The sequence below is a fragment of the Streptomyces sp. NPDC047982 genome (genome assembly GCF_043204165.1).
Classification (GTDB): domain Bacteria; phylum Actinomycetota; class Actinomycetes; order Streptomycetales; family Streptomycetaceae; genus Streptomyces.
Genome location: NZ_JBIDBS010000004.1, coordinates 413,297 through 433,314, shown reverse-complemented (window position 1 = coordinate 433,314; position 20,018 = coordinate 413,297). Strand labels below are relative to the sequence as shown.

The following is a 20,018-nucleotide window of genomic DNA, read 5'->3' as shown; positions in this document are numbered from 1 at the left end:
AGCAAGTTGGGCGCTACTGGAACAGTCGCGCGGATCTACGATCCGGGGATGACGACCACCCCCCGGGGGGGGGGGCGGGGGGCGCCGCCCCCCCCCCCCCCCCCCCCCCCCCCCCCCCCCCCCCTCGTCCGGTTTCCGCCGCGTCGCGTCAGCGCATCTTCCCGCCGCGGGGCATCCGCATGCCCTTCGGCATCGGCCCCTTGGGCAGCGGCATGTTGCTCATCAGGTCGCCCATCGCGCGCAGCCGGTCGTTGGCGGTGGTCACCTGCGGGCCGGTGAGCACCCGCGGCATCTTCAGCATCTTGGTGCGCACCTTCTTCAGCGGCACCTGGCCCTCGTCGTTGCCGACGACGATGTCGTGCACCGGTACGTCGACCAGGATGCGCGCCATCTTCTTCTTCTCGGCCGCGAGCAACTGCCTCACCCGGTTCGGGTTGCCCTCGCCGACCAGCACGATGCCCGCCTTGCCGACGGCGCGGTGGACGACGTCCTGGCTGCGGTTCATCGCGACCGCGGGCGTCGTGGTCCAGCCGCGGCCCACCCGTTCGAGCACCGCCGCCGCGGCACCCGGCTGCCCCTCCATCTGCCCGAAGGCCGCGCGCTCGGCACGTCGCCCGAACACGATCGCCATTGCGAGGAGACCCAGGACGAAGCCCAGAATGCCCAAGTAAACCGGGTGGTCGATCAGGAAGCCGACCCCGAGGAGGACACCGAAGGTGACGATTCCCACGCCCGCGACGACAAGACCGACCTTGGGATCGGTCCGCCGGGTCATCTTGTAGGTCAGGGCGATCTGCTTGAGCCGCCCCGCGTTCTCGGCGCTCTCCGCGCCTTCAGTGTGTGCCTTCCTCGCCATGTACAGAAGTTTACGTGGCTCGGGAACGGCGATCGGCCGCGGCCTCCGGTACGTGCTCGGCCAGCACGTGCTCGGTCTCCACCCGGTCCTCGGCCCGGCGCCGGTCCTCCAGGACGGCGGTCCAGGCGTTGCGGCGGGCGGTGCGCTGGCCGCCGCCCAGCAGCAGCGACTCGACGGCGCGAAGGGCGTGGGTGACGGAGGGGAGGGCGGTGACGCGTACCGGCACGGCCTGCATCGTGGAGTTCTCCTCGGAGCGGATGTGCGGACTGAGTCCTGCGGGCGGACCGCTGCGTACTCAGTTGCCCGGAACGGACTGCCCGGGACTGCCTTGCGTGAAGTGGTCGGTGGCGTGGTGTGGGCGGGGAACGGGGCGGCGGTGGTGACGGGCGGCACGGGAGACCACCGCGCCGTTGCCGCCCGGCGTCACCATGCCGTGACCGCCCGGCGTCACCGCGCCGTGAGCATCCAGCGTCACTGCTCGGTGTTACCAGTGCATGACGGGTCGGTCAAACACCAATGAAACCTTGATCCGGACGCAGCGCACGCCGAAGCGGCCCATATGCGCCTTCGACCTGCGAGGAGCACATGGGCCGCTTCGGACCGGCGATTACCGTCGAGTAATCTCTTGTGATCGGATTCACGCAGTCGGGGCCGCGGTGGCGGCGGCGCGCCGATCCATCGCCTGCTGGAAGAGCCGGCCCGCGCGGTAGGAGGAACGGACCAGCGGCCCGGACATCACGCCGGAGTATCCGATCGCGTCGGCCTCGTCCTTCAGCTCCACGAATTCCTGCGGCTTCACCCACCGCTCGACCGGGTGGTGGCGCACGGACGGACGCAGGTACTGCGTGATCGTGATGAGCTCGCAACCCGCCTCGTGCAGGTCGCGGAGCGCCTCGCTGACCTCCTCGCGGGTCTCGCCCATGCCGAGGATCAGGTTGGACTTCGTCACCAGTCCGGCCTCACGGGCCCGCGTGATGACCTCCAGAGAACGCTCGTAACGGAAACCGGGGCGGATCCGCTTGAAGATCCGCGGCACGGTCTCGACGTTGTGCGCGAGCACCTCGGGGCGCGCGGAGAAGACCTCGGCGAGCTGCTCGGGCACCGCGTTGAAGTCGGGGATCAGCAGCTCGACCTTGGTGCGGCCGGCCTCCCGCTGCGCGGTCAGCGCGTGGATCTGGCGCACGGTCTCGGCGTACAGCCAGGCACCGCCGTCCTCCAGGTCGTCTCGCGCGACGCCCGTGATGGTGGCGTAGTTCAGGTCCATCGTGACGACCGACTCGCCGACCCTGCGCGGCTCGTCCCGGTCCAGCGCCTGCGGCTTGCCCGTGTCGATCTGGCAGAAGTCGCAGCGCCGGGTGCACTGGTCGCCGCCGATGAGGAACGTGGCCTCGCGGTCCTCCCAGCACTCGAAGATGTTGGGGCAGCCGGCCTCCTGGCACACCGTGTGCAGGCCCTCGCTCTTCACGAGCTTCTGCAACTGGTTGTACTCGGGACCCATCTTCGCCCGGGTCTTGATCCACTCGGGCTTGCGCTCGATGGGGGTCTGGCTGTTCCGGACCTCCAGGCGCAGCATCTTGCGCCCGTCGGGTGCGACAGCGGACACTCCGGCACTCCCCTTTGCTTTCACTGCACTGGTTGCTTGGGCATTGGATTCTTCGGCGAACACCAGGGTACGCCCGTGGTTCACACGGCTTTACGTCTGGCCAACCTGTGGCCGACAGGCCCTATTCCCGACGGGCGATTCCCCTCGGGGCAATTGCCCGCAGGGGCTTCCCACGGCCCCGCCGACCGTCACCGGGCCGCCCCGGCCGTCACGCCGTGGCCACGGCGTCCGTCGGGTGTTCGACGGCGCGCGGGGCGAGCTCCGCGTTCTCCAGGACGTCCTTGAGATGCTTCTCGACGACCGGCAGCACCTCGGCGATCGTGATGTCGCGGCCCAGTTCGTACGCGAGCGAGGTGACGCCCGCGTCCCGGATGCCGCACGGCACGATGCGGTCGAACCAGGTGGTGTCCGGGTTCACGTTGAACGAGAAGCCGTGCATGGTCACACCCTTGGCGACCCGGATGCCGATCGCGGCCAGCTTGCGGTCCTCACGGCGCTGGCCCGCGTTGGAGGGGGCGTACTCGGGCCCGTGCAGCCGCGCGTCGAACTCCTCGTCCGTCAGCCGCGGGTCGAAGTCGAGGGAGAGACCGCCGAGGGCCGGGCGGTCCTCGACCGGGTCGCCCAGCACCCAGACCCCGCTGCGGCCCTCGACCCGGGTGGTCTCCAGGCCGAACTCGGCGGCGGAACGGATCAGCGCCTCTTCCAGCCGGCGGACGTGCGCCACCACGTCCACCGGGCGGGGCAGCTTCTGGATCGGGTAGCCGATGAGCTGCCCCGGACCGTGCCAGGTGATCTTGCCGCCCCGGTCCACGTCGATGACCGGGGTGCCGTCCAGTGGGCGCTCGCTGTCGGTCGTGCGCCGCCCCGCCGTGTAGACGGGCGGGTGTTCCAGCATCAGACAGGTGTCGGGAACGGTGTCCTCGAACCTGGCCGCGTGCACCTCGCGCTGCTTCTCCCAGGCCACCTGGTAGTCGACGGCTTCTTCGCCGAATCCCAGCCGGACGAACCGGAGCTCGGTCACGACAGATGCCTTCCTACTCGTGGTGTCGGGAGCCGGGTATGCCCGGAGCCGCGTCACCAGCACCGAATCAGCCCCGAGCCACTGTACGTCCGGTTCCGCGGAGGCGGACCGGCAGGTGGATCCGGGCGGCCCTCGTCAGCGCCGTTTTCAATCCTCACACGATCGGATGAAAGCGAAGTGAAGGCGGCTTTGGCCTGGACGAAGGCCGCTAAATTCGCGCCGTTCCATTAGGGGGCTGCCCGCACGGCCCCGAAGGCAGGAGACCGTACAGCTGATGTCGGATCGAACTCCGCAGCGCACCCCCAACCGCCGACTCGCCTCGCTCATCACCGAGGCGGGCTTCTCCCACGCCGGCCTGGCCCGCAGGGTGGACCAACTGGGTCTGGAGCACGGCCTCGACCTGCGGTACGACAAGACCTCCGTGACCCGCTGGCTGCGTGGCCAGCAGCCGCGCGGCACCACCCCCGCGCTGATCGCCGAGGTCTTCACCCGGAGACTCGGCCGCCGGCTCTCCGCGCAGGACCTGGGCCTCGACGCGTGCGCTCCCGTCTACGCGGGCCTGGAGTTCGCCGCCACGCCCGCCGAGGCCGTCGACATCGTCAGCGGACTGTGGCGGAAGGACTCCGGCAGCCATGCCGAGCTGCGCAAGATCGCCTTCACCCCGGCCGGGCTCGTCGTGCCCAGCCGGGACTGGCTGATCGGCCGGGCCGACGAGTGGGTGGCGCGGGGGAGCGAGTCGGCCGCCCAGGTGCCGGGCGAAGCGGTCGGGAACCGCACGCCCGACGGGGCCCGGACGACCGGTGGGGCAGAAGGAGTCGGAGGGGCCGCAGGGGTACGCGGGACCGGAGCAGAGGGGCACGGGGCGCACTGGCCCGGCGGCCTCGGCGGGAGGCGCGAGCCGGGCTCGTCCCGGCCCGTCGGTCCGTCCGGCGGCCCCTGCTTACCCCGGCAGCGGCAGACCGAGCGGAGCCCCGGCCAGCGCGTCGGCGGCGGCGATGTCGCCGCCCTCCGATCGGTCGGCGAACTCTTCCGCACCCTCGATCACACCTACGGCGGCGGCCATGCCCGGCAGGCCCTCGTCCGCTACCTGGAGCACGAGACGGAGCCGATGCTGCGGGGCACGTACGGCGAGGCCACCGGGCGCCGGCTCTTCTCCGCCGCCGCCGATCTGACCCGGCTCGCGGGCTGGACCTCGTACGACATCGCGGCCCACGGCCTGGCCCAGCGGTACTTCGTCCAGGCGCTGCGGCTGGCCCAGGCCGCGGGGGACCGCGCGTACGGCAGCTACGTCCTGATCACCATGAGCCGGCAGGCGGTCTACCTCGGCCACGGCAGGGAAGCCGTGCAACTGGCCCGGGTCGCGCAGCAGGGCATCGGTTCGTCGGCGCCGCCCGTCGTGCAGTCCCTGCTGCACGCCGTCGAGGCGCGTGGGCACGGGGTGCTCGGCGACGCCAGGTCCTGCACCGCCTCGCTGGCACGGGCGGAACGCGCGCTGGAGACCGCCCGACCCGGGGACGAGGTCCCGCACTGGGCGCGGTACTTCGACGAGGCTCAGCTCGCCGACGAATTCGGGCACTGCCACCGCGACCTCCAGCAGTACCGTGCCGCGGCACAGTACGCGGAGCGCTCCCTCGAACTGCGCGCGCCGGTGTACGCCCGCAGCCGGTTGTTCTCCCGGGTGGTGCTGGCCTGCGCCCGGCTCGGACTCGGTGAGCTCGACCAGGCGTGCCGGCTGGGTGCCGAGGCCGCCCGGCAGGCGACGGAGATGCGGTCGGCGCGGGCGACGGAGTACGTGCGGGACTTCGAGCGCCGTCTGGAGCCGTACGGGGACGCGGCTGCGGTGCGCGGATACCGCGAGCGGGTTGCCGCGCTGGGGTGAACCGAGCCCTCGAGAGGGCGGGGCGAACCGTTCCCGGGGCCGGGGCCGGGGCCGGGGCCGGTCGGCGGGCGACGCCCGATGGGCCGGGGTCGGAGCGGCACGCGCGCGGCTCCGGTCGGATCCGGAGCGTCACACAGCTCCGGCGCCGGGCCCGGAGGCGTCACGCCGCCTCGGTGAGTGCCTCACCGCCCCCGTCCCCCTTTCCGCGCCCCGGGCGCACGCCCAGGTCGGTGAGGATCGCCTCGGCCGCGCGACGCCCCGAGAACAGGGCGCCCTGGACGGTGCTGGTGTCGCGGTGGTCGCCGCACACGTACAACCCGGCGAGCAGCCGGACGGGACGGCGCAGATCGTGGGGTGCGGGCATCGCGGGGACGGCCTCGGGGTCGTGGTGGGCGGCCAGCAGCTCCCAGTCGTCGGTGGGAGCGCCGTACAGGACGGCGAGACGCGCGCGGACCACGCGGTCCAGGTCCGGCGGCGGGGTGCCGAGCACCGTCGTGCTGATCAGGGTCCGGCCGCGCGGGGCGCGCGCGGGATCGACCGCGCTCATCACCGCCGTGTGCGCGACCGGACCCGACCGGTCCGCGTCGATCAGAAGTGAGGCACCGGTCTGCGGGGGAACCGGCGCGGTGTGGTGAAGCACCGTCACCGGGTGGAAGGTGGGCACCCGCAGACCGGGCAGCAATGCGGCGGCGGCGCCGGCGCCGGTCGCCAACAGCAGGGAACGGCAGCGGAGTTCACCGTGCTCCTGGGTGCGGACCGAGGTGATGTCGGCGGCCGTGACATGGACCCCCGTCCGTATCGTGCCGGGCGGCAGCGAGGCCGCGAGCAGTTCGGGCAGCCTGCCCGCTCCGCCCTGCGGAACGCACAGCCTGCCGCGCGCGTAGTCGCGCAGGACGAGGTCGGCACAGCGGCTGGACGTGGTGAGTTCCGGGTCGCTCAGGAGCGCGGAGAGCAGCGGGCGCAGGAAGCCGTCGACCGTACGGGAGGGCAGGCCGCGGTGGGACAGGGCGGTGAGCGCGGTCTGTTCGGGCCGGGCCAGGATGCGCGACGCCGGGGTGGCGGCGAGCCGGTTCAGGGCGGCACTCAGCCGGGCCTGGTCGATCGGCCCGCCCATCGGCGGCCGGGGAGAGCTCGCCAGGGCGCGCGCCGCCTCGAACGCGCCCCGCGCGCCCCGCACATCGCCCGTCCGGTGCCGGCGGCCCTCGCTGTGGACGAGCAGCCCCGGTGCGAAGGCGCGCAGGGCGAGCCCTTCGAGGGCGGGCGTGAGGCGGAGTTCCCGGTACGCGGTGCTGAGCAGCGGTCCGAGGTGGTCGAGCAGGAAGCCGTCCGACTCGGTGGTGGTCATCCGGCCGCCGACCCGGTGGCCCGCCTCCAGGACGTTGACGCTCACCCCCGCGCTGGTCAGGCGGTGGGCGGCCGACAGGCCGGCGATCCCTGCCCCGATGATGACGACGTCCGCGTGTGGTGCCGAGCTGAGCACGAGCCCTCCCAGAGTCGTCGCAACCGGTGGGGGCTCCTGCCTCCGGCAGGCCCCCGGCATGCCGAGTTCGCAAAGAGGCTAGGAGGGGTGGTCCGGACAGTCGCAGGCGCGCGCACCCGGGGCACCGTTGCACGGGGTCGCACGTCCGTCCGATTCGGTGGCGGACGTGGACGGCCGCGGTCCCGAGGGACGCGACCGACGTGCGCCGGTGCACTTCGCGGTGCGCTGGAAACGGCGCCGCGAGGCGCGTTCGACGGGGCGCACGTCCCTGCTCCGGCGGCGCGGGGCGGCCGGCGCCGCCGGGGGCAGGGCCCCAGTCGCGGCGTGGACGGGTGGCTGGGCCGGGACGGGCGGTGCGGCGTGGGGCGGTGCGGTGACGTGAGGCGCGTTCGGGGCGGTGCTCCGCGCCGCGTCGGGCGCAACGCCGTGCGGGGCGCCACGCAGGGGACGAGGCCGTACGAGCGCCGAGTTCGGCGCGGAACACCGGCCTACGGAGCGCCGCGTTCGGCGCGATGCCGTACGGATCGTCGCGGGTCGCTCAGCGCAGCGCCGCGCGGATCGCCGCGTCGATGCCGGGGAAGGCGAACACGAAGCCGGAGTCCAGCAGTCGGCCCGGCAGTACCCGCTGGCTGCCCAGCACGTCCTCGGCGAAGTCGCCGAGGACCAGGCGCAGGGCCGGTGCCGGGGCGGTCAGGAGCGTGGGGCGGCGCAGCACCCGGCCCATGGCGGCGGTCACCTCGGCGTTGGTGACCGGGTCGGGGCCGGTGAGGTTCACCGGGCCCGACAGCGACTCCGTGTCCAGGATGTGCCGCAGCGCCGCGACCTCGTCGTGCAGTGCGATGAAGCTCCAGTACTGGTGCCCGTTGCCCAGCCGTCCGCCGAGCCCCGCCCGGAACAGCGGGAAGAGGCGCCCCCAGGCCCCGCCCCCACGGCCCACGACCAGACCGGTGCGGGCGTGCACCGTCCGTACGCCCGCCTCCTGAGCGGCCGCCGTCGCGGCCTCCCACTCCACGCAGACGGACGGAAGGAACCCTGTGCCGGCCGGGGCGCTCTCGTCGACCGCCCGGTCCCCGGTGTCGCCGTAGTAGCCGATGGCCGACCCGGACACCAGCACCTTCGGCGGCACGTCCAGCGAGGCGAGGGCCTCGGCCAGCGCCGTCGTCCCGAGCACCCGGCTGTCCCGGATCTCCTGCTTGTACGCCGGCGTCCAGCGGTGGTCGCCGACCCCGGCCCCGGCGAGGTGGACGACGGCGTCGCAGCCCACCAGGCCCGCCACGTCCACGTACTGGCGCTCCGGGGCCCACTCCACCTCGTCGCCGGCCCGCGCCGGGCGCCGTACGAGGCGGACGACCTCGTGCCCGTCGGCCCGCAGCGAGCGCACGAGCGCCGCTCCGACGAGTCCGGACGCTCCGCTGACGGCGATACGGGTGTGCAGCATGGCCCCATCCTGCCCCAGGGCTTCGCCGGATGCCCACCGGCCGGGCCGACCGGACGGGGGAACGGCCCCACCGGGCGGCAGGGCGGTCCCGGCGGCGGTCGGGGAGGGCCCGGCGGCCGGTAAAAAAGGGGTGCCTGACAGGGGACGGCCTGGCACAGTGGCGCGCATGCAAGAGACCCACACTCCTCCCGCCTGCTCCGTTCGCCCCGCGACCCTCTCCGACGACGACGCCCTCGGAGAACTCGACCGCGCCACCTGGTCGACCCTGCACGCGGTGATGCCGCGGCCGCAGCCGCCCTACGAGCCCTTCTTCGACGACCGCCACCGTCCCGAGGACCTGCTCGTGGCCGAGGGGGAGAACGAGGCGGGGGAGACGGCGATCGCCGGATACATCAGGGTCGTTCCGCCGACCCCGCTGCCCTGCAACACACACGTGCGCCAGATACAGGGCCTGGCCGTGGCCGACTGGGCGCGCGGCCGGGGTGTCGCCAGGACCCTGCTGCGGGCCGCGTGCGCGGCGGCGCGGGACGAGGGCATCAACCGGATGACGCTGCGGGTGCTCGCGCACAACGCGCCCGCGCGTGCCCTGTACGAGTCGGAGGGGTTCGTCGTCGAGGGCGTGCTGCCCGGCGAGTTCTTCCTCGGCGGCCGTTATGTCGACGATGTCCTGATGGGGCGTTCGCTCGCCCCCTGACCCGTCCTGCCGCCCCGACGCACCGGCGCGTTCAGTCGCCCCTGAACCGCGCCCAGAGCGTGGGGAAGTGCCCCGCGAGGGTCGCCTCGTCCTCGATCGCCAACGGGACACCCTCCGGCTCCGCGGGCTGGGGAGGCAGCCCGAGATCCGGGTCGACCACACCGGTGAGCTGCTCGTACGCCTCGTCGGCGGCGTAGCCGAGGTCCTCGCCGTCCCCGTCGATCTCTTCGTCGAAGTCGTCGAGGAGATCGGCGAGGGCGTCCGGATCGTGCAGCGCGCCCTCGAAGACCTCCCGGCCCTGCCCGATCAGCCAGCAGCGGAAGAAGTCGAAGGCGTCATCACCCGCGCCGCCGAGCAGCACGGCGGCGGCGCCCCACAGATCCCAGCGGTACGCGCGGTTGTAACGGGCCTCGAAGTGCCGGGCGAAGTCCAGCACGGCTTCGGGATCGAGCCGCACCAGCCGCTCGACGATCAGGTCGGCCTGATCCTCGGGGTCGCCCTCGGCGTCCTCGCGGGTGCTGTCGATGATCTCCCAGAACTCCGTCTCGTCCATCACGGATCAAGCATCGGCCGTGCCCGCGGACGGCGCACGCGGACGCGACGGGAGACCGCGCTCAGCGGTACAGGTCGGACAGGCGCTGCGCCGCCGCGGCGAGACGGGCCCGCAGACCGGCCGGTGCGAGCACCTCCGACTCGGGCCCCAGCCCCAGCAGTTGGCTGTACGCGATCTCCAGGGACTCGACCGGCAGAGTGAGTGTGCGCCAACCCCGCGCATCGGGCCGACCCGCCGACTCCAGGGCCTCCCGGACCGCCGAACGGTCCATCACGTACGGCAGTCGGCGTACGCCCTCCTCCGAGACCCGCACCGTCACCACGTCCCGCAGCAGCGCGCGGGCGAACTGCGCGGACCGCTCCTCCCAGAACCCCGGCAGATCGAAGTCCTCGTCGCGCGTGAACCGTTCGTCCGAGACCGAGACGGCCGAGAACCGGTCGAGCCGGTACACCCGGAAGTCCTCCGCCACCCGGGCGCAGAGGTACCAGACACCGGCCTTCAGGACGAGCCCGTACGGGGCCATCTCCCGCTCCACGTCCTCGTCCCGCCCGTTGCGACGGTAGCGGGCGCGCACGACCCGGTCGTCCCACACGGCCCGGGCGACGGCGGGCAGCAGTTCGGGGGTCTCCGGTTCCCGGAACCAGCCGGGGGCGTCCAGGTGGAAGCGCCGGGCGGCGCTGTCGGAGGCGTCGCGCAGCGAGGGGAGCAGCGCCGCCGACACCTTGAGCCGTGCGGCGGACGCGGCGTCCTCCAGACCCATCTCGCGCAGGGCGGAAGGAAGTCCGGAGAGGAAGAGTGCCTCGGCCTCGTCGCGGGCGAGGCCGGTGAGGCGGGTGCGGTATCCGCCGACCAGGCGGTAGCCCCCGGCCCGGCCCCGGTCGGCGTAGACCGGGACGCCCGCCTCGGAGAGCGCCTGCGCGTCCCGGGTGACGGTCCGCTCGGACACCTCCAGCTCCCGGGCCAGTTCGGCGGCCGTCATGGCGGGGCGGGACTGCAGGAGCAGCACCATCTTGATGAGGCGGGCAGCACGCATGGGCCCATTGTGGCCGCGAGTCGTCCGCCGCCCGAACCCGATGCCCGTGCCCTGTGCCGCCCCGGCCCCGGAACGGCACGCGGCCGCGGAGACGGAGCGGGGGGGGGGGGGGGGGGGGGGGGGGGGGGCCCCCCCCCCCCCCCCCCCCCCCCCCCCCCCCCCCCCCCCCCCCCCCCCGCCCCCCCCCCCCCCCGCGCCGCGGGCCCGGCCGCGGGGCGGCCCCCCCCCCCCCCCCCCCCCCCCCCCCCCCCTCCACCGTCCCGGTGTCACTCCCGGGTCACAGCCCGTACCGCTCCCGGGCCTCCTTGACCGCGGCCACGCTCACCTCGCCGCGACGGGCCAGCTGGGCCAGCGCCGCGACCGTGACCGACTGCGCGTCCACGCCGAAGTGGCGACGGGCCGCGTCACGGGTGTCGGACAGGCCGAAGCCGTCCGTGCCGAGCGAGGACCAGTCCTGCTCCACCCACTGGCTGATCTGGTCCGGGACCTGCCGCATCCAGTCGCTGACCGCTAGGACCGGACCGGGCGCGCCCTCCAGGGCCCGGGTCACGTACGGCACCCGCTGCTCGCCCCGGAGCAGCGCCTCGTCGCACTCCATGGCCTCCCGGCGCAGCTCGCCCCACGAGGTCGCGGACCACACGTCGGCGCTGACGCCCCAGTCCGCGGCCAGCAGCTCCTGCGCCTCCAGGGCCCAGTGGATCGCCGTGCCGGAGGCCAGCAGCTGGACGCGCGGCGTGTCCGCCGTCGCGGGCGTGCCCTCCTTGAAGCGGTAGAGGCCCTTGAGGATGCCCTCCTCGACGCCCTCCGGCATCGCGGGCTGCGGCTTCGGCTCGTTGTAGACCGTCAGGTAGTAGAAGACGTCCTCGGCGTCGGGGCCGTACATCCGGCGCAGACCGTCCTTGACGATCACCGCGATCTCGTACGCGAACGCCGGGTCGTAGTTGAGCGAGGCCGGGTTCGTGGCCGCGATCAGGTGCGAGTGGCCGTCCGCGTGCTGGAGACCCTCGCCCGTCAGCGTCGTGCGGCCCGCCGTGGCGCCGACCACGAAGCCGCGGCCGAGCTGGTCGCCGAGCTGCCAGAACTGGTCGCCGGTGCGCTGCCAGCCGAACATCGAGTAGAAGATGTAGAAGGGGATCATCGGCTCGCCGTGCGTCGCGTACGACGTGGACGCGGCGATGAAGTCCGCCAGGGCGCCGGCCTCGGTGATCCCCTCGTTGAGGATCTGGCCGTCCTTGGCCTCCTTGTAGTACATCAGCTGGTCGCGGTCGACCGGCTCGTACGTCTGGCCCAGCGGCGAGTAGATGCCGGCCGACGGGAACAGCGACTCCATGCCGAAGGTCCGTGCCTCGTCCGGCACGATCGGCACCCAGCGCCTGCCCGTCCGCTTGTCCCGCATCAGGTCCTTGACGAGGCGGACGATGGCCATGGTGGTGGCCATCTCCTGCTTGCCGGACCCCTTCTTCAGCGCGGCGAACGCGCGCTCCTCGGGCTCGGGCAGCGCCACGGCGTGCACCCGGCGGGCCGGGGCCGGACCGCCGAGGGCGGCACGGCGCTCCTGGAGGTAGCGCACCTCCGGGGAGTCGGCGCCCGGGTGGCCGTAGGGCACCAGGCCGTCCACGAAGGCGCTGTCCGGGATCGGCAGCCCCAGCAGGTCGCGCATGTCCTTGAACTCGTCGACGGACAGCTTCTTCATCTGGTGGTTGGCGTTCTTGGACTCGAAGCCCTTGCCGAGCGTGAAGCCCTTCACCGTCTGGGCGAGGATCACGCTCGGGCCGCCCTTGTGCTCCAGGGCCGCCTTGTACGCCGCGTAGACCTTGCGGGGCTCGTGGCCGCCGCGCGAGGTGTAGAAGCACTCGGCGATCTTCGCGTCCGTGAGCAGCTTCGCCATCTCGACGAGCGCGGGCTCGGCGCCGAAGAAGTGCTCGCGGATGTACGCGACGTCGCGGGTGGCGTACGTCTGGAACTGCGCGTCAGGGACCTCGCGGAGCCGACGGACCAGCGCGCCCGTGGCGTCCAGCTGGAACAGTTCGTCCCAGGCGCTGCCCCAGAGCGTCTTGACGACGTTCCAGCCGGCACCGCGGAACGCGCCCTCCAGCTCCTGGACCACGCGGAAGTTGGCGCGCACCGGGCCGTCGAGGCGCTGCAGGTTGCAGTTGATGACGAAGGTCAGGTTGTCGAGCCGCTCGCGGGCCGCGAGGGCGAGGGCGGCGGTCGACTCGGGCTCGTCCATCTCGCCGTCGCCGAGGAAGGCCCAGACGTGCGAGTTCGAGGTGTCCTTGATCCCGCGGTTGGTCAGGTAGCGGTTGAAGCGCGCCTGGTAGATCGCGGAGAGCGGGCCGAGGCCCATCGACACGGTGGGGAACTCCCACAGCCAGGGCAGCCGTCGCGGGTGCGGGTAGGACGGCAGGCCGTCGCCGCCCGCCTCCTGGCGGAAGTTGTCCAACTGCCGCTCGCCGAGACGGCCGTCGAGGAAGGCACGGGCGTAGATGCCGGGGGAGGCGTGGCCCTGGACGTAGATCTGGTCGCCGGAGCCGTCCCCCTCCTTGCCGTGGAAGAAGTGGTTGAAGCCGGTCTCGTACAGCCAGGCGGCCGAGGCGAAGGTGGCGATGTGACCGCCGACCCCGAACCGGGCACCGCGGGTGACCATCGCGGCCGCGTTCCAGCGGTTCCACGCGGTGATCCGGTTCTCCATCTCCAGATCGCCGTCGAACGCGGGCTCGGCGGCGGTCGGGATGGAGTTGACGTAGTCGGTCTCCAGGAGCTTGGGCAGCGCGAGACCGGCGCCCTCGGCGTGCTGGAGCGAGCGGCGCATCAGGTACGCGGCGCGGTGCGGGCCTGCGGCCCTGGTGACGGCGTCCAGGGAGGCCGCCCATTCGGCGGTCTCCTCGGGGTCGCGATCCGGGAGCTGGTCGAGCTCGCTCGGAAGCTTTACGGGGTCGGTCATGATCGCCGCCTTCCGGAGTGGGAGGAGGGTGGAGAAGTCCCTGGCTGGCAGGACAGGGCGATGGGGCCGGTGAGCCCGCGAATGAACTGTAGGTGGTCGATCGATGATCGATCAAAGGCTGAGGGGAAAAACTTCTCGATATGAAGAAATTGGCATTCGGTGCCGCGAAGCGGGGCACGGAGTGACGGGATCAAGTGCGCAAAAGGGGCGCCCTTCCGCACGGTCGAGCGCCCCTCGCGACGGATGCGTCGCCCGCACAGGAGGGCTCCCGCGGGCACCGGACGCTCTGCCGGCTTCTCAGGCGCGCGGCGCGCAGCCCAGGACGTGCGCCTTGACCAGCGCCCCGATGTCCGGGTCCTTGCGCAGGAACGCCTCGATGAGCGCCTCGTGCTCCTCCGCGTACGACTTCTGCACCGTGCCCAGCCAGCGGATCGACAGGGCGGTGAAGACCTCGATGCCCAGTCCCTCCCAGGTGTGCAGCAGCACGGCGTTCCCGGCGGCCCGCACCATCTCGCGGTGGAACGCCACGGTGTGCCGCACCTGCGCCTCGCCGTCGGCCAGCCGGTCCGCCTCGTAGAGCGCCGCCACGTGCGGGGCCAGGCGTGAGCAGTCCTCGCCCAGGGCCGGGGCCGCCAGTTCCGCGGCGATCTGCTCCAGACCGGCCCGGACCGGATAGCTCTCCTCCAGGTCGGCCGCGGTGAGGTTGCGGACCCGCACGCCCTTGTTGGGGGCGGACTCGATCAGGCGGAGCGTCTCCAGCTCCCGCAGGGCCTCGCGTACGGGCGTCTGGCTGACCTCCAGCTCGGTGGCGATACGGCGCTCCACGATCCGTTCGCCCGGCTTCCAGCGCCCGCTGACGATCCCGTCCACGATGTGCTCGCGGATCTGTTCGCGCAGCGAGTGGACGACGGGCGGGGTCATGTCGAGCTCCTTCGAGGCGGACCGGTGCTGTCTGCGCCATCACGGCTGCCGGGGCGACCGGTGAATGACTAGACAATACGGCGGTGCCCCCGTCCGGACGTGGTCCGAACGGGGGCACCGCTGGTGAGGCTGGTTACAGCCGCGACGTTCAGAGGCCGAGCTCGACCTCGAACTCACCGGCCTCCAGGATCGCCTTGACCGTGGTCAGGTAACGGGCGGCGTCCGCACCGTCCACCAGACGGTGGTCGTAGGAGAGCGACAGGTACGTCATGTCGCGCACCGCGATCGTCTCGCCCAGGTCCGGGTGGTCGATGACCACCGGACGGCGGACCGTGGCACCGATGCCCAGGATCGCCGCCTGGTTCGGGGGCACGATGACGGTGTCGAACAGCGCACCGCGCGAGCCGGTGTTGCTGATGGTGAAGGTGGCCCCGGACATGTCGTCCGGCGTCAGGCCGCCCCCGCGGGCCTTGCCCGCAAGCTCCGCGGTCTTCTTCGAGATGCCGGCGATGTTCAGGTCGCCCGCGCCCTTGATGACCGGGGTCATCAGACCCTTCTCGGCGTCCACGGCGATGCCGATGTTCTCCGAGTCGAAGTACGTGATGGTGCCCTCGTCCTCGTTGATCCGGGCGTTGATGACCGGGTGGGCCTTCAGCGCCTGGGCCGCCGCCTTGACGTAGAACGGCATCGGGGACAGCTTGACGCCCTCGCGGGCCGCGAACGCGTCCTTGGCCAGGGCGCGCAGCTTCATCAGCTTCGTGACGTCGACCTCGACGACCGAGGTCAGCTGGGCCTGCGAGTGCAGCGCCTTCATCATGTTGTCGCCGATGACCTTGCGCATGCGGGTCATCTTGACCGTCTGACCGCGCAGCGGGGACGCCTCCAGCTTCGGCGCCTTCGAGGCGGCAGTGACCGCGGCGGGCACGGCGGCGACGGGGGCCGGGGCGGCGACGGCGGCCCTGGCGGCCTCCGCGGCGACGACGACGTCCTGCTTGCGGATGCGGCCACCGACGCCGGTGCCCTTGACCGTGCCCAGGTCGACACCGCTCTCGGCGGCGAGCTTGCGGACCAGCGGCGTGACGTACGCGCCCTCGTCACCGGAGGGCGCGGCCGGGGCCGCGACGGGAGCCGGGGCCGGGGCGACCGGGGCCGGCGCGACCGGCGCGACCGGAGCCGCCGGGGCGACCGGGGCCGGGGCAGCCGGAGCGGCGGGCGCCACCGGGGCCGGAGCCGGGGCGGGGGCGGGGGCAGCCGGAGCCACCGGGGCCGGAGCCGGGGCGGGAGCCGCGGGAGCGGCCGGTGCCGGGGTGGGGGCCGGTGCGGCGGCGGGCGCGGGAGCCGCGGCCGGAGCGGCCGGGGCAGCCGCCGGGGCGGCACCCGGGGCACCGATCACGGCGAGCTTGGCGCCGACCTCGGCGGTCTCGTCCTCGGCGACCACGATCTCCAGCAGCACACCGGAGACCGGGGCCGGGATCTCGGTGTCGACCTTGTCCGTGGAGACCTCCAGGAGGGGCTCGTCCTCCGCGACCTCCTCGCCGACCTCCTTCAGCCAGCGCGTGACGGTGCCCTCGGTGACGCTCTCGCCGAGCGCCGGGAGGGTGACGTCGGTGCCGGTCGCGCCACCGGCCGGAGCGGCGGCGGGAGCCTCGGCGACGGGAGCCGGAGCCGGAGCGGCGGGGGCCTCGCCGACGGGAGCCGGGGCCGGGGTCGGGGCCGGGGCGGCCTCGGGCTCGGCGGCGGCCGGGGCGGCAGCGGCGGCGGGCGCACCCGTGCCGTCGTCGATGACGGCCAGCTCGGCGCCGACCTCGACGGTCTCGTCCTCGGCGACCTTGATGGCGGTGAGGACGCCGGACGCCGGGGCCGGGATCTCGGTGTCGACCTTGTCGGTCGAGACCTCGAGCAAGGGCTCGTCGGCCTCGACGCGCTCGCCCTCGGCCTTCAGCCAGCGGGTGACAGTGCCCTCGGTGACGCTCTCACCGAGCGCCGGAAGGGTTACGGAAACCGACATGGTTTCGGTTGCTCCTTACGAAAGTGCGGAAGTGGTGGTCGTCGCGCCCGGTCGACCGGATCAGTCGTGGGAGTGGAGGGGCTTGCCGGCCAGGGCCAGATGGGCCTCGCCGAGCGCCTCGTTCTGGGTCGGGTGGGCGTGGATGAGCTGCGCGACCTCGGCGGGCAGCGCCTCCCAGTTGTAGATGAGCTGGGCTTCGCCGACCTGCTCGCCCATACGGTCACCGACCATGTGGACGCCGACCACCGCACCGTCCTTGACCTGGACGAGCTTGATCTCGCCCGCGGTCTTCAGGATCTTGCTCTTGCCGTTGCCCGCGAGGTTGTACTTCAGGGCGACGACCTTGTCCGCACCGTAGAGTTCCTTGGCCTTGGCCTCGGAGATGCCCACGGAGGCGACCTCGGGGTGGCAGTACGTCACCCGCGGGACACCGTCGTAGTCGATCGGAACGGTCTTCAGACCGGCCAGGCGCTCCGCGACCAGGATGCCCTCGGCGAAGCCGACGTGCGCGAGCTGGAGCGTCGGGACCAGGTCGCCCACGGCCGAGATGGTGGGCACGTTGGTCCGCATGTACTCGTCGACGAGGACGTAGCCGCGGTCCATGGCGACCCCGGCCTCCTCGTAGCCCAGGCCCTGCGAGACCGGGCCGCGGCCGATGGCGACCAGCAGCACCTCGGCCTCGAAGGTCTTGCCGTCGGCCAGGGTGACCTTGACGCCGTCCTGGGTGTACTCGGCGCCCTGGAAGAACGTACCGAGGTTGAACTTGATGCCGCGCTTGCGGAACGCGCGCTCCAGGAGCTTGGAGCTGTTCTCGTCCTCGACCGGGACGAGGTGCTTCAGGCCCTCGATGATCGTGACGTCGGTGCCGAAGGACTTCCACGCCGAGGCGAACTCGACGCCGATGACGCCGCCGCCGAGAATGATCGCCGACTTCGGGACGCGGTCCAGCTTCAGCGCGTGGTCCGAGGAGATGACGCGGTTGCCGTCGATCTCCAGGCCCGGCAGCGACTTGGGCACGGAGCCGGTCGCGAGCAGCACGTGGCGGCCCTGGACCCGCTGGCCGTTCACGTCCACCGAGGTGGGGGAGGAGAGCCGGCCCTCGCCCTCGATGTACGTGACCTTGCGCGAGGCGATGAGACCCTGCAGGCCCTTGTACAGGCCCGAGATGACGTCGTCCTTGTACTTGTGGACGGCCTCGATGTCGATGCCCTCGAAGGTGGCCCTGACACCGAACTGGCCGGCCTCGCGCGCCTGGTCGGCGATCTCGCCGGCGTGCAGCAGGGCCTTCGTGGGGATGCAGCCGTTGTGCAGGCAGGTGCCGCCGACCTTGCCCTTCTCGATCAGGGCGACGTCCAGGCCCAGCTGCGCCCCGCGCAGGGCCGCGGCGTAGCCGCCGCTACCGCCGCCGAGGATCACTAGGTCGAAAACGGTGCTGGCGTCGTTCGCCACGTCACGTCCTCCATGCATGTGCGCCGTACGCCGGGCCCCGTCGCTGGGGGATGACCGGCCGGTCGGCTGGTGTGCGGCCGCTTGTTGGTCGGCCCTGTGGTGGGGGCCCTGTCCTGCCGAGAACCCATCTTCGCACTTGTCGACGGGTGGTGGGACGCGGGGCCCGGGTGTGGGAAGGACGATCATCCGTCCCGGACGGTTACCGCTGCGTAGTGAGGTACTGCTCCCCTCTGGTTCGTCGAGAGCGAAAACCTCCTTCACGCCGTGGCTCCACGGAGGGGAACGCGAACGGCCCCGGGCATATTGCCCGGGGCCGCCGGCCGTCCGCGTGACGCGACCTCAGCCGAGGTCGCCGGCGGCCGTGCGCTCGGCCAGCTTCACCAGCGTGCGGACCGCGGAACCGGTGCCGCCCTTCGGCGTGTAGCCGTACGGCGCGCCCTCGTGGAAGGCCGGACCCGCGATGTCCAGGTGCGCCCAGGCGATGCCCTCGCCCACGAACTCCTGGAGGAAGAGACCGGCCACCAGGCCGCCGCCCATCCGCTCGCCCATGTTGGCGATGTCGGCGGTCGGGGACTCCATGCCCTTGCGCAGGTCGGCGGGGAGCGGCATCGGCCAGGACGCCTCGCCGACCTCCTCGGCGATCTCGTGGATGGAGGTGCGGAAGGCGTCGTCGTTCGCCATGATGCCGAAGGTGCGGTTGCCCAGCGCCAGCATCATCGCGCCGGTCAGCGTCGCCACGTCGACGATCGCGTCCGGGTTCTCCTCCGAGGCGCGGGTCAGCGCGTCGGCGAGGACCAGGCGGCCCTCGGCGTCCGTGTTGAGGACCTCGACGGTCTTGCCGCTGTACATGCGCAGCACGTCGCCGGGGCGGGTGGCGCTGCCCGACGGCATGTTCTCGGCGAGCGCCAGCCAGGCGGTGACGTTGACCCGGAGGCCCAGACGGGCGGAGGCGACGACGGCCGCGAACACGGCGGCGGCACCGCTCATGTCGCACTTCATCGTCTCGTTGTGGCCGGCCGGCTTCAGCGAGATGCCGCCCGAGTCGTAGGTGATGCCCTTGCCGACCAGGGCCAGGGTCTTCTCCGCCTTCGGGTGCGTGTAGGCGAGCTTCACCAGGCGCGGGCCGTGGACCGAGCCGCTGCCGACGCCCAGCAGACCGCCGTAGCCGCCCTTGGTGAGCGCCTTCTCGTCGAGGACCTGCACCTTGATGCCGTGCTCCTTGCCCGCGGCGGCGGCCACGGCGGCGAAGGACTCGGGGTACAGGTCGTTCGGCGGGGTGTTGATCAGGTCGCGGGCGCGGTTGATCTCCTCGACCAGCGCGACGGCGCGTTCGGCGGCCGCCTTGAACGCCTTGTCGCGCGGCTTGGCGCCGAGCAGGGCGACCTCGCCCAGCGGCGGCTTGGCGCCGTTGCCGTTCTTCTTGCCCTTGCGCGCGAGCTTGTCCTCGCCGCCCTGGTACGCGGTGAACGCGTACGCGCCGAGCAGTGCGCCCTCGGCGATCGCCCCGGCGTCCTCGGCGGACTCGGCGGGCAGCGCGAAACCGGCCTTCTTCGAACCGGCCAGCGCGCGGGCGGCCGAGCCCGCGGCCCGGCGCAGCGCCTCGGCGTCGTACGCCTCGCCCTTGTCCGGGACGGGACCGAGTCCGACCGCGAGGACGACCGGGGCCTTGAGGCCGTCGGGCGCGGGGAGCTTGGTCACTTCGCCCTCGGCACCGGCGGCGCCCAGAGCCTCCAGGACCGTGGCGAGCTTCCCGCCGAACGCCTTGTCCACGGCCTCGGCGCCCGGTGCGAGGACCAGGCCCTTGTCGCCCTTGCCGACGCCGACGACGAGTGCGTCGGCGCGCAGCGTCGCCGCACCGGATGTGCTGAGAGTGAGAGCAGTCACGGTGGTGAAATCTCGCTTCCGTTGAGTTCGTTGTCGGTCGAGGGGTGGGCCGACCATGCCCGGCGCATCGTAGACGCCGCCGCAATGTGCCGGGAATGAGCCTACGCGCGCCTTTGCTGCGGGAAAACGGCGGCGGGCCGTCGAGGAGCGGCGCGGGGGCCCGGGCCGCGCTCGCGGACGGCCGGTGACGGTGGCCGGGGCCGCGGTCGCGGAAGGTCGGTGGCGAAGGCCGGGGTCGAGGCCGCGGCGGGGTGG

16 protein-coding genes are annotated in these 20,018 nt (G+C 72.8%); 2 read left to right on the top strand and 14 right to left on the bottom strand.

The window, feature by feature from the left end; genetic code table 11:
- Positions 1-148: 148 nt before the first annotated feature.
- The 5 genes from ACGF2V_RS07450 to lipB all read right to left on the bottom strand — a co-directional run bounded on the left by ACGF2V_RS07450 (position 149) and on the right by lipB (position 3,480).
- Entirely contained in the window at positions 149-856 is a 708-nt protein-coding gene (locus ACGF2V_RS07450) for a DUF4191 domain-containing protein (protein ID WP_362630649.1), read from the bottom strand.
- 10 nt (positions 857-866) lie between these two features.
- Entirely contained in the window at positions 867-1,091 is a 225-nt protein-coding gene (locus tag ACGF2V_RS07445) for a hypothetical protein (RefSeq protein ID WP_362630652.1), read from the bottom strand.
- A gap of 60 nt (positions 1,092-1,151) precedes the next feature.
- On the bottom strand, positions 1,152-1,331 hold the full coding sequence (locus ACGF2V_RS07440) for a hypothetical protein (protein WP_362630654.1): 180 nt from the start codon (positions 1,329-1,331) through the stop codon (positions 1,152-1,154).
- Positions 1,332-1,493: 162 nt separating this feature from the next.
- Entirely contained in the window at positions 1,494-2,459 is a 966-nt protein-coding gene (lipA, locus tag ACGF2V_RS07435) for a lipoyl synthase (protein WP_362630656.1), read from the bottom strand.
- Between the two features lie 208 nt (positions 2,460-2,667).
- A complete protein-coding gene (gene lipB / locus ACGF2V_RS07430; RefSeq protein ID WP_362630659.1) occupies positions 2,668-3,480 on the bottom strand; it encodes a lipoyl(octanoyl) transferase LipB in 813 nt (270 codons plus the stop codon).
- Positions 3,481-3,754: 274 nt separating this feature from the next.
- Here lipB and ACGF2V_RS07425 point away from each other — a divergent pair, with 274 nt between their 5' ends.
- Positions 3,755-5,359, top strand: coding sequence for a regulator (locus ACGF2V_RS07425; protein WP_362703989.1), 1,605 nt, complete (start codon positions 3,755-3,757; stop codon positions 5,357-5,359).
- Positions 5,360-5,519: 160 nt separating this feature from the next.
- On the opposite strand, the gene ACGF2V_RS07420 is transcribed toward ACGF2V_RS07425, so the two are convergent.
- The gene (locus tag ACGF2V_RS07420; RefSeq protein WP_362630663.1) at positions 5,520-6,839 is read right to left on the bottom strand and encodes an NAD(P)/FAD-dependent oxidoreductase; all 1,320 of its coding nucleotides are present in this window, start codon (positions 6,837-6,839) and stop codon (positions 5,520-5,522) included.
- Positions 6,840-7,377: 538 nt separating this feature from the next.
- A complete protein-coding gene (locus ACGF2V_RS07415; RefSeq protein ID WP_362630666.1) occupies positions 7,378-8,277 on the bottom strand; it encodes a TIGR01777 family oxidoreductase in 900 nt (299 codons plus the stop codon).
- A 166-nt stretch (positions 8,278-8,443) separates the two neighbouring features.
- Between ACGF2V_RS07415 and ACGF2V_RS07410 the strand changes: the two genes are divergently transcribed.
- Complete coding sequence (locus tag ACGF2V_RS07410) at positions 8,444-8,971, top strand: N-acetyltransferase (RefSeq protein ID WP_362630669.1); 528 nt, start codon at positions 8,444-8,446, stop codon at positions 8,969-8,971.
- A 31-nt stretch (positions 8,972-9,002) separates the two neighbouring features.
- Here ACGF2V_RS07410 and ACGF2V_RS07405 read toward each other — a convergent pair whose 3' ends face one another.
- The 7 genes from ACGF2V_RS07405 to ACGF2V_RS07375 all read right to left on the bottom strand — a co-directional run bounded on the left by ACGF2V_RS07405 (position 9,003) and on the right by ACGF2V_RS07375 (position 19,763).
- On the bottom strand, positions 9,003-9,524 hold the full coding sequence (locus ACGF2V_RS07405) for a DUF4240 domain-containing protein (RefSeq protein WP_362630676.1): 522 nt from the start codon (positions 9,522-9,524) through the stop codon (positions 9,003-9,005).
- A 61-nt stretch (positions 9,525-9,585) separates the two neighbouring features.
- Positions 9,586-10,557: a WYL domain-containing protein gene (locus ACGF2V_RS07400; RefSeq protein ID WP_362703985.1), complete on the bottom strand. Its 972-nt coding sequence runs from the start codon at positions 10,555-10,557 to the stop codon at positions 9,586-9,588.
- A gap of 277 nt (positions 10,558-10,834) precedes the next feature.
- Positions 10,835-13,501, bottom strand: a complete 2,667-nt coding sequence (aceE, locus tag ACGF2V_RS07395) for a pyruvate dehydrogenase (acetyl-transferring), homodimeric type (RefSeq protein ID WP_362630304.1) — start codon at positions 13,499-13,501, stop codon at positions 10,835-10,837.
- A 297-nt stretch (positions 13,502-13,798) separates the two neighbouring features.
- Complete coding sequence (locus ACGF2V_RS07390) at positions 13,799-14,422, bottom strand: GntR family transcriptional regulator (RefSeq protein WP_073782202.1); 624 nt, start codon at positions 14,420-14,422, stop codon at positions 13,799-13,801.
- A gap of 148 nt (positions 14,423-14,570) precedes the next feature.
- On the bottom strand, positions 14,571-16,430 hold the full coding sequence (gene sucB, locus ACGF2V_RS07385; protein WP_362703983.1) for a 2-oxoglutarate dehydrogenase, E2 component, dihydrolipoamide succinyltransferase: 1,860 nt from the start codon (positions 16,428-16,430) through the stop codon (positions 14,571-14,573).
- A gap of 60 nt (positions 16,431-16,490) precedes the next feature.
- Complete coding sequence (gene lpdA / locus ACGF2V_RS07380; protein WP_362630310.1) at positions 16,491-17,879, bottom strand: dihydrolipoyl dehydrogenase; 1,389 nt, start codon at positions 17,877-17,879, stop codon at positions 16,491-16,493.
- A 339-nt stretch (positions 17,880-18,218) separates the two neighbouring features.
- Complete coding sequence (locus ACGF2V_RS07375; protein ID WP_362630313.1) at positions 18,219-19,763, bottom strand: leucyl aminopeptidase; 1,545 nt, start codon at positions 19,761-19,763, stop codon at positions 18,219-18,221.
- Positions 19,764-20,018: the final 255 nt, after the last annotated feature.

Bases quoted from the DNA above. Each gene is read 5' to 3' on its own strand.
- ACGF2V_RS07450 (WP_362630649.1), bottom strand. From the start codon at position 856: ATGGCGAGGAAGGCACACACTGAAGGCGCGGAGAGCGCCGAGAACGCG.
- ACGF2V_RS07445 (WP_362630652.1), bottom strand. From the start codon at position 1,091: ATGCAGGCCGTGCCGGTACGCGTCACCGCCCTCCCCTCCGTCACCCAC.
- ACGF2V_RS07425 (WP_362703989.1), top strand. From the start codon at position 3,755: ATGTCGGATCGAACTCCGCAGCGCACCCCCAACCGCCGACTCGCCTCG.
- ACGF2V_RS07415 (WP_362630666.1), bottom strand. From the start codon at position 8,277: ATGCTGCACACCCGTATCGCCGTCAGCGGAGCGTCCGGACTCGTCGGA.
- ACGF2V_RS07410 (WP_362630669.1), top strand. From the start codon at position 8,444: ATGCAAGAGACCCACACTCCTCCCGCCTGCTCCGTTCGCCCCGCGACC.
- ACGF2V_RS07405 (WP_362630676.1), bottom strand. From the start codon at position 9,524: ATGGACGAGACGGAGTTCTGGGAGATCATCGACAGCACCCGCGAGGAC.
- ACGF2V_RS07400 (WP_362703985.1), bottom strand. From the start codon at position 10,557: ATGCGTGCTGCCCGCCTCATCAAGATGGTGCTGCTCCTGCAGTCCCGC.
- aceE (WP_362630304.1), bottom strand. From the start codon at position 13,501: ATGACCGACCCCGTAAAGCTTCCGAGCGAGCTCGACCAGCTCCCGGAT.
- ACGF2V_RS07390 (WP_073782202.1), bottom strand. From the start codon at position 14,422: ATGACCCCGCCCGTCGTCCACTCGCTGCGCGAACAGATCCGCGAGCAC.
- sucB (WP_362703983.1), bottom strand. From the start codon at position 16,430: ATGTCGGTTTCCGTAACCCTTCCGGCGCTCGGTGAGAGCGTCACCGAG.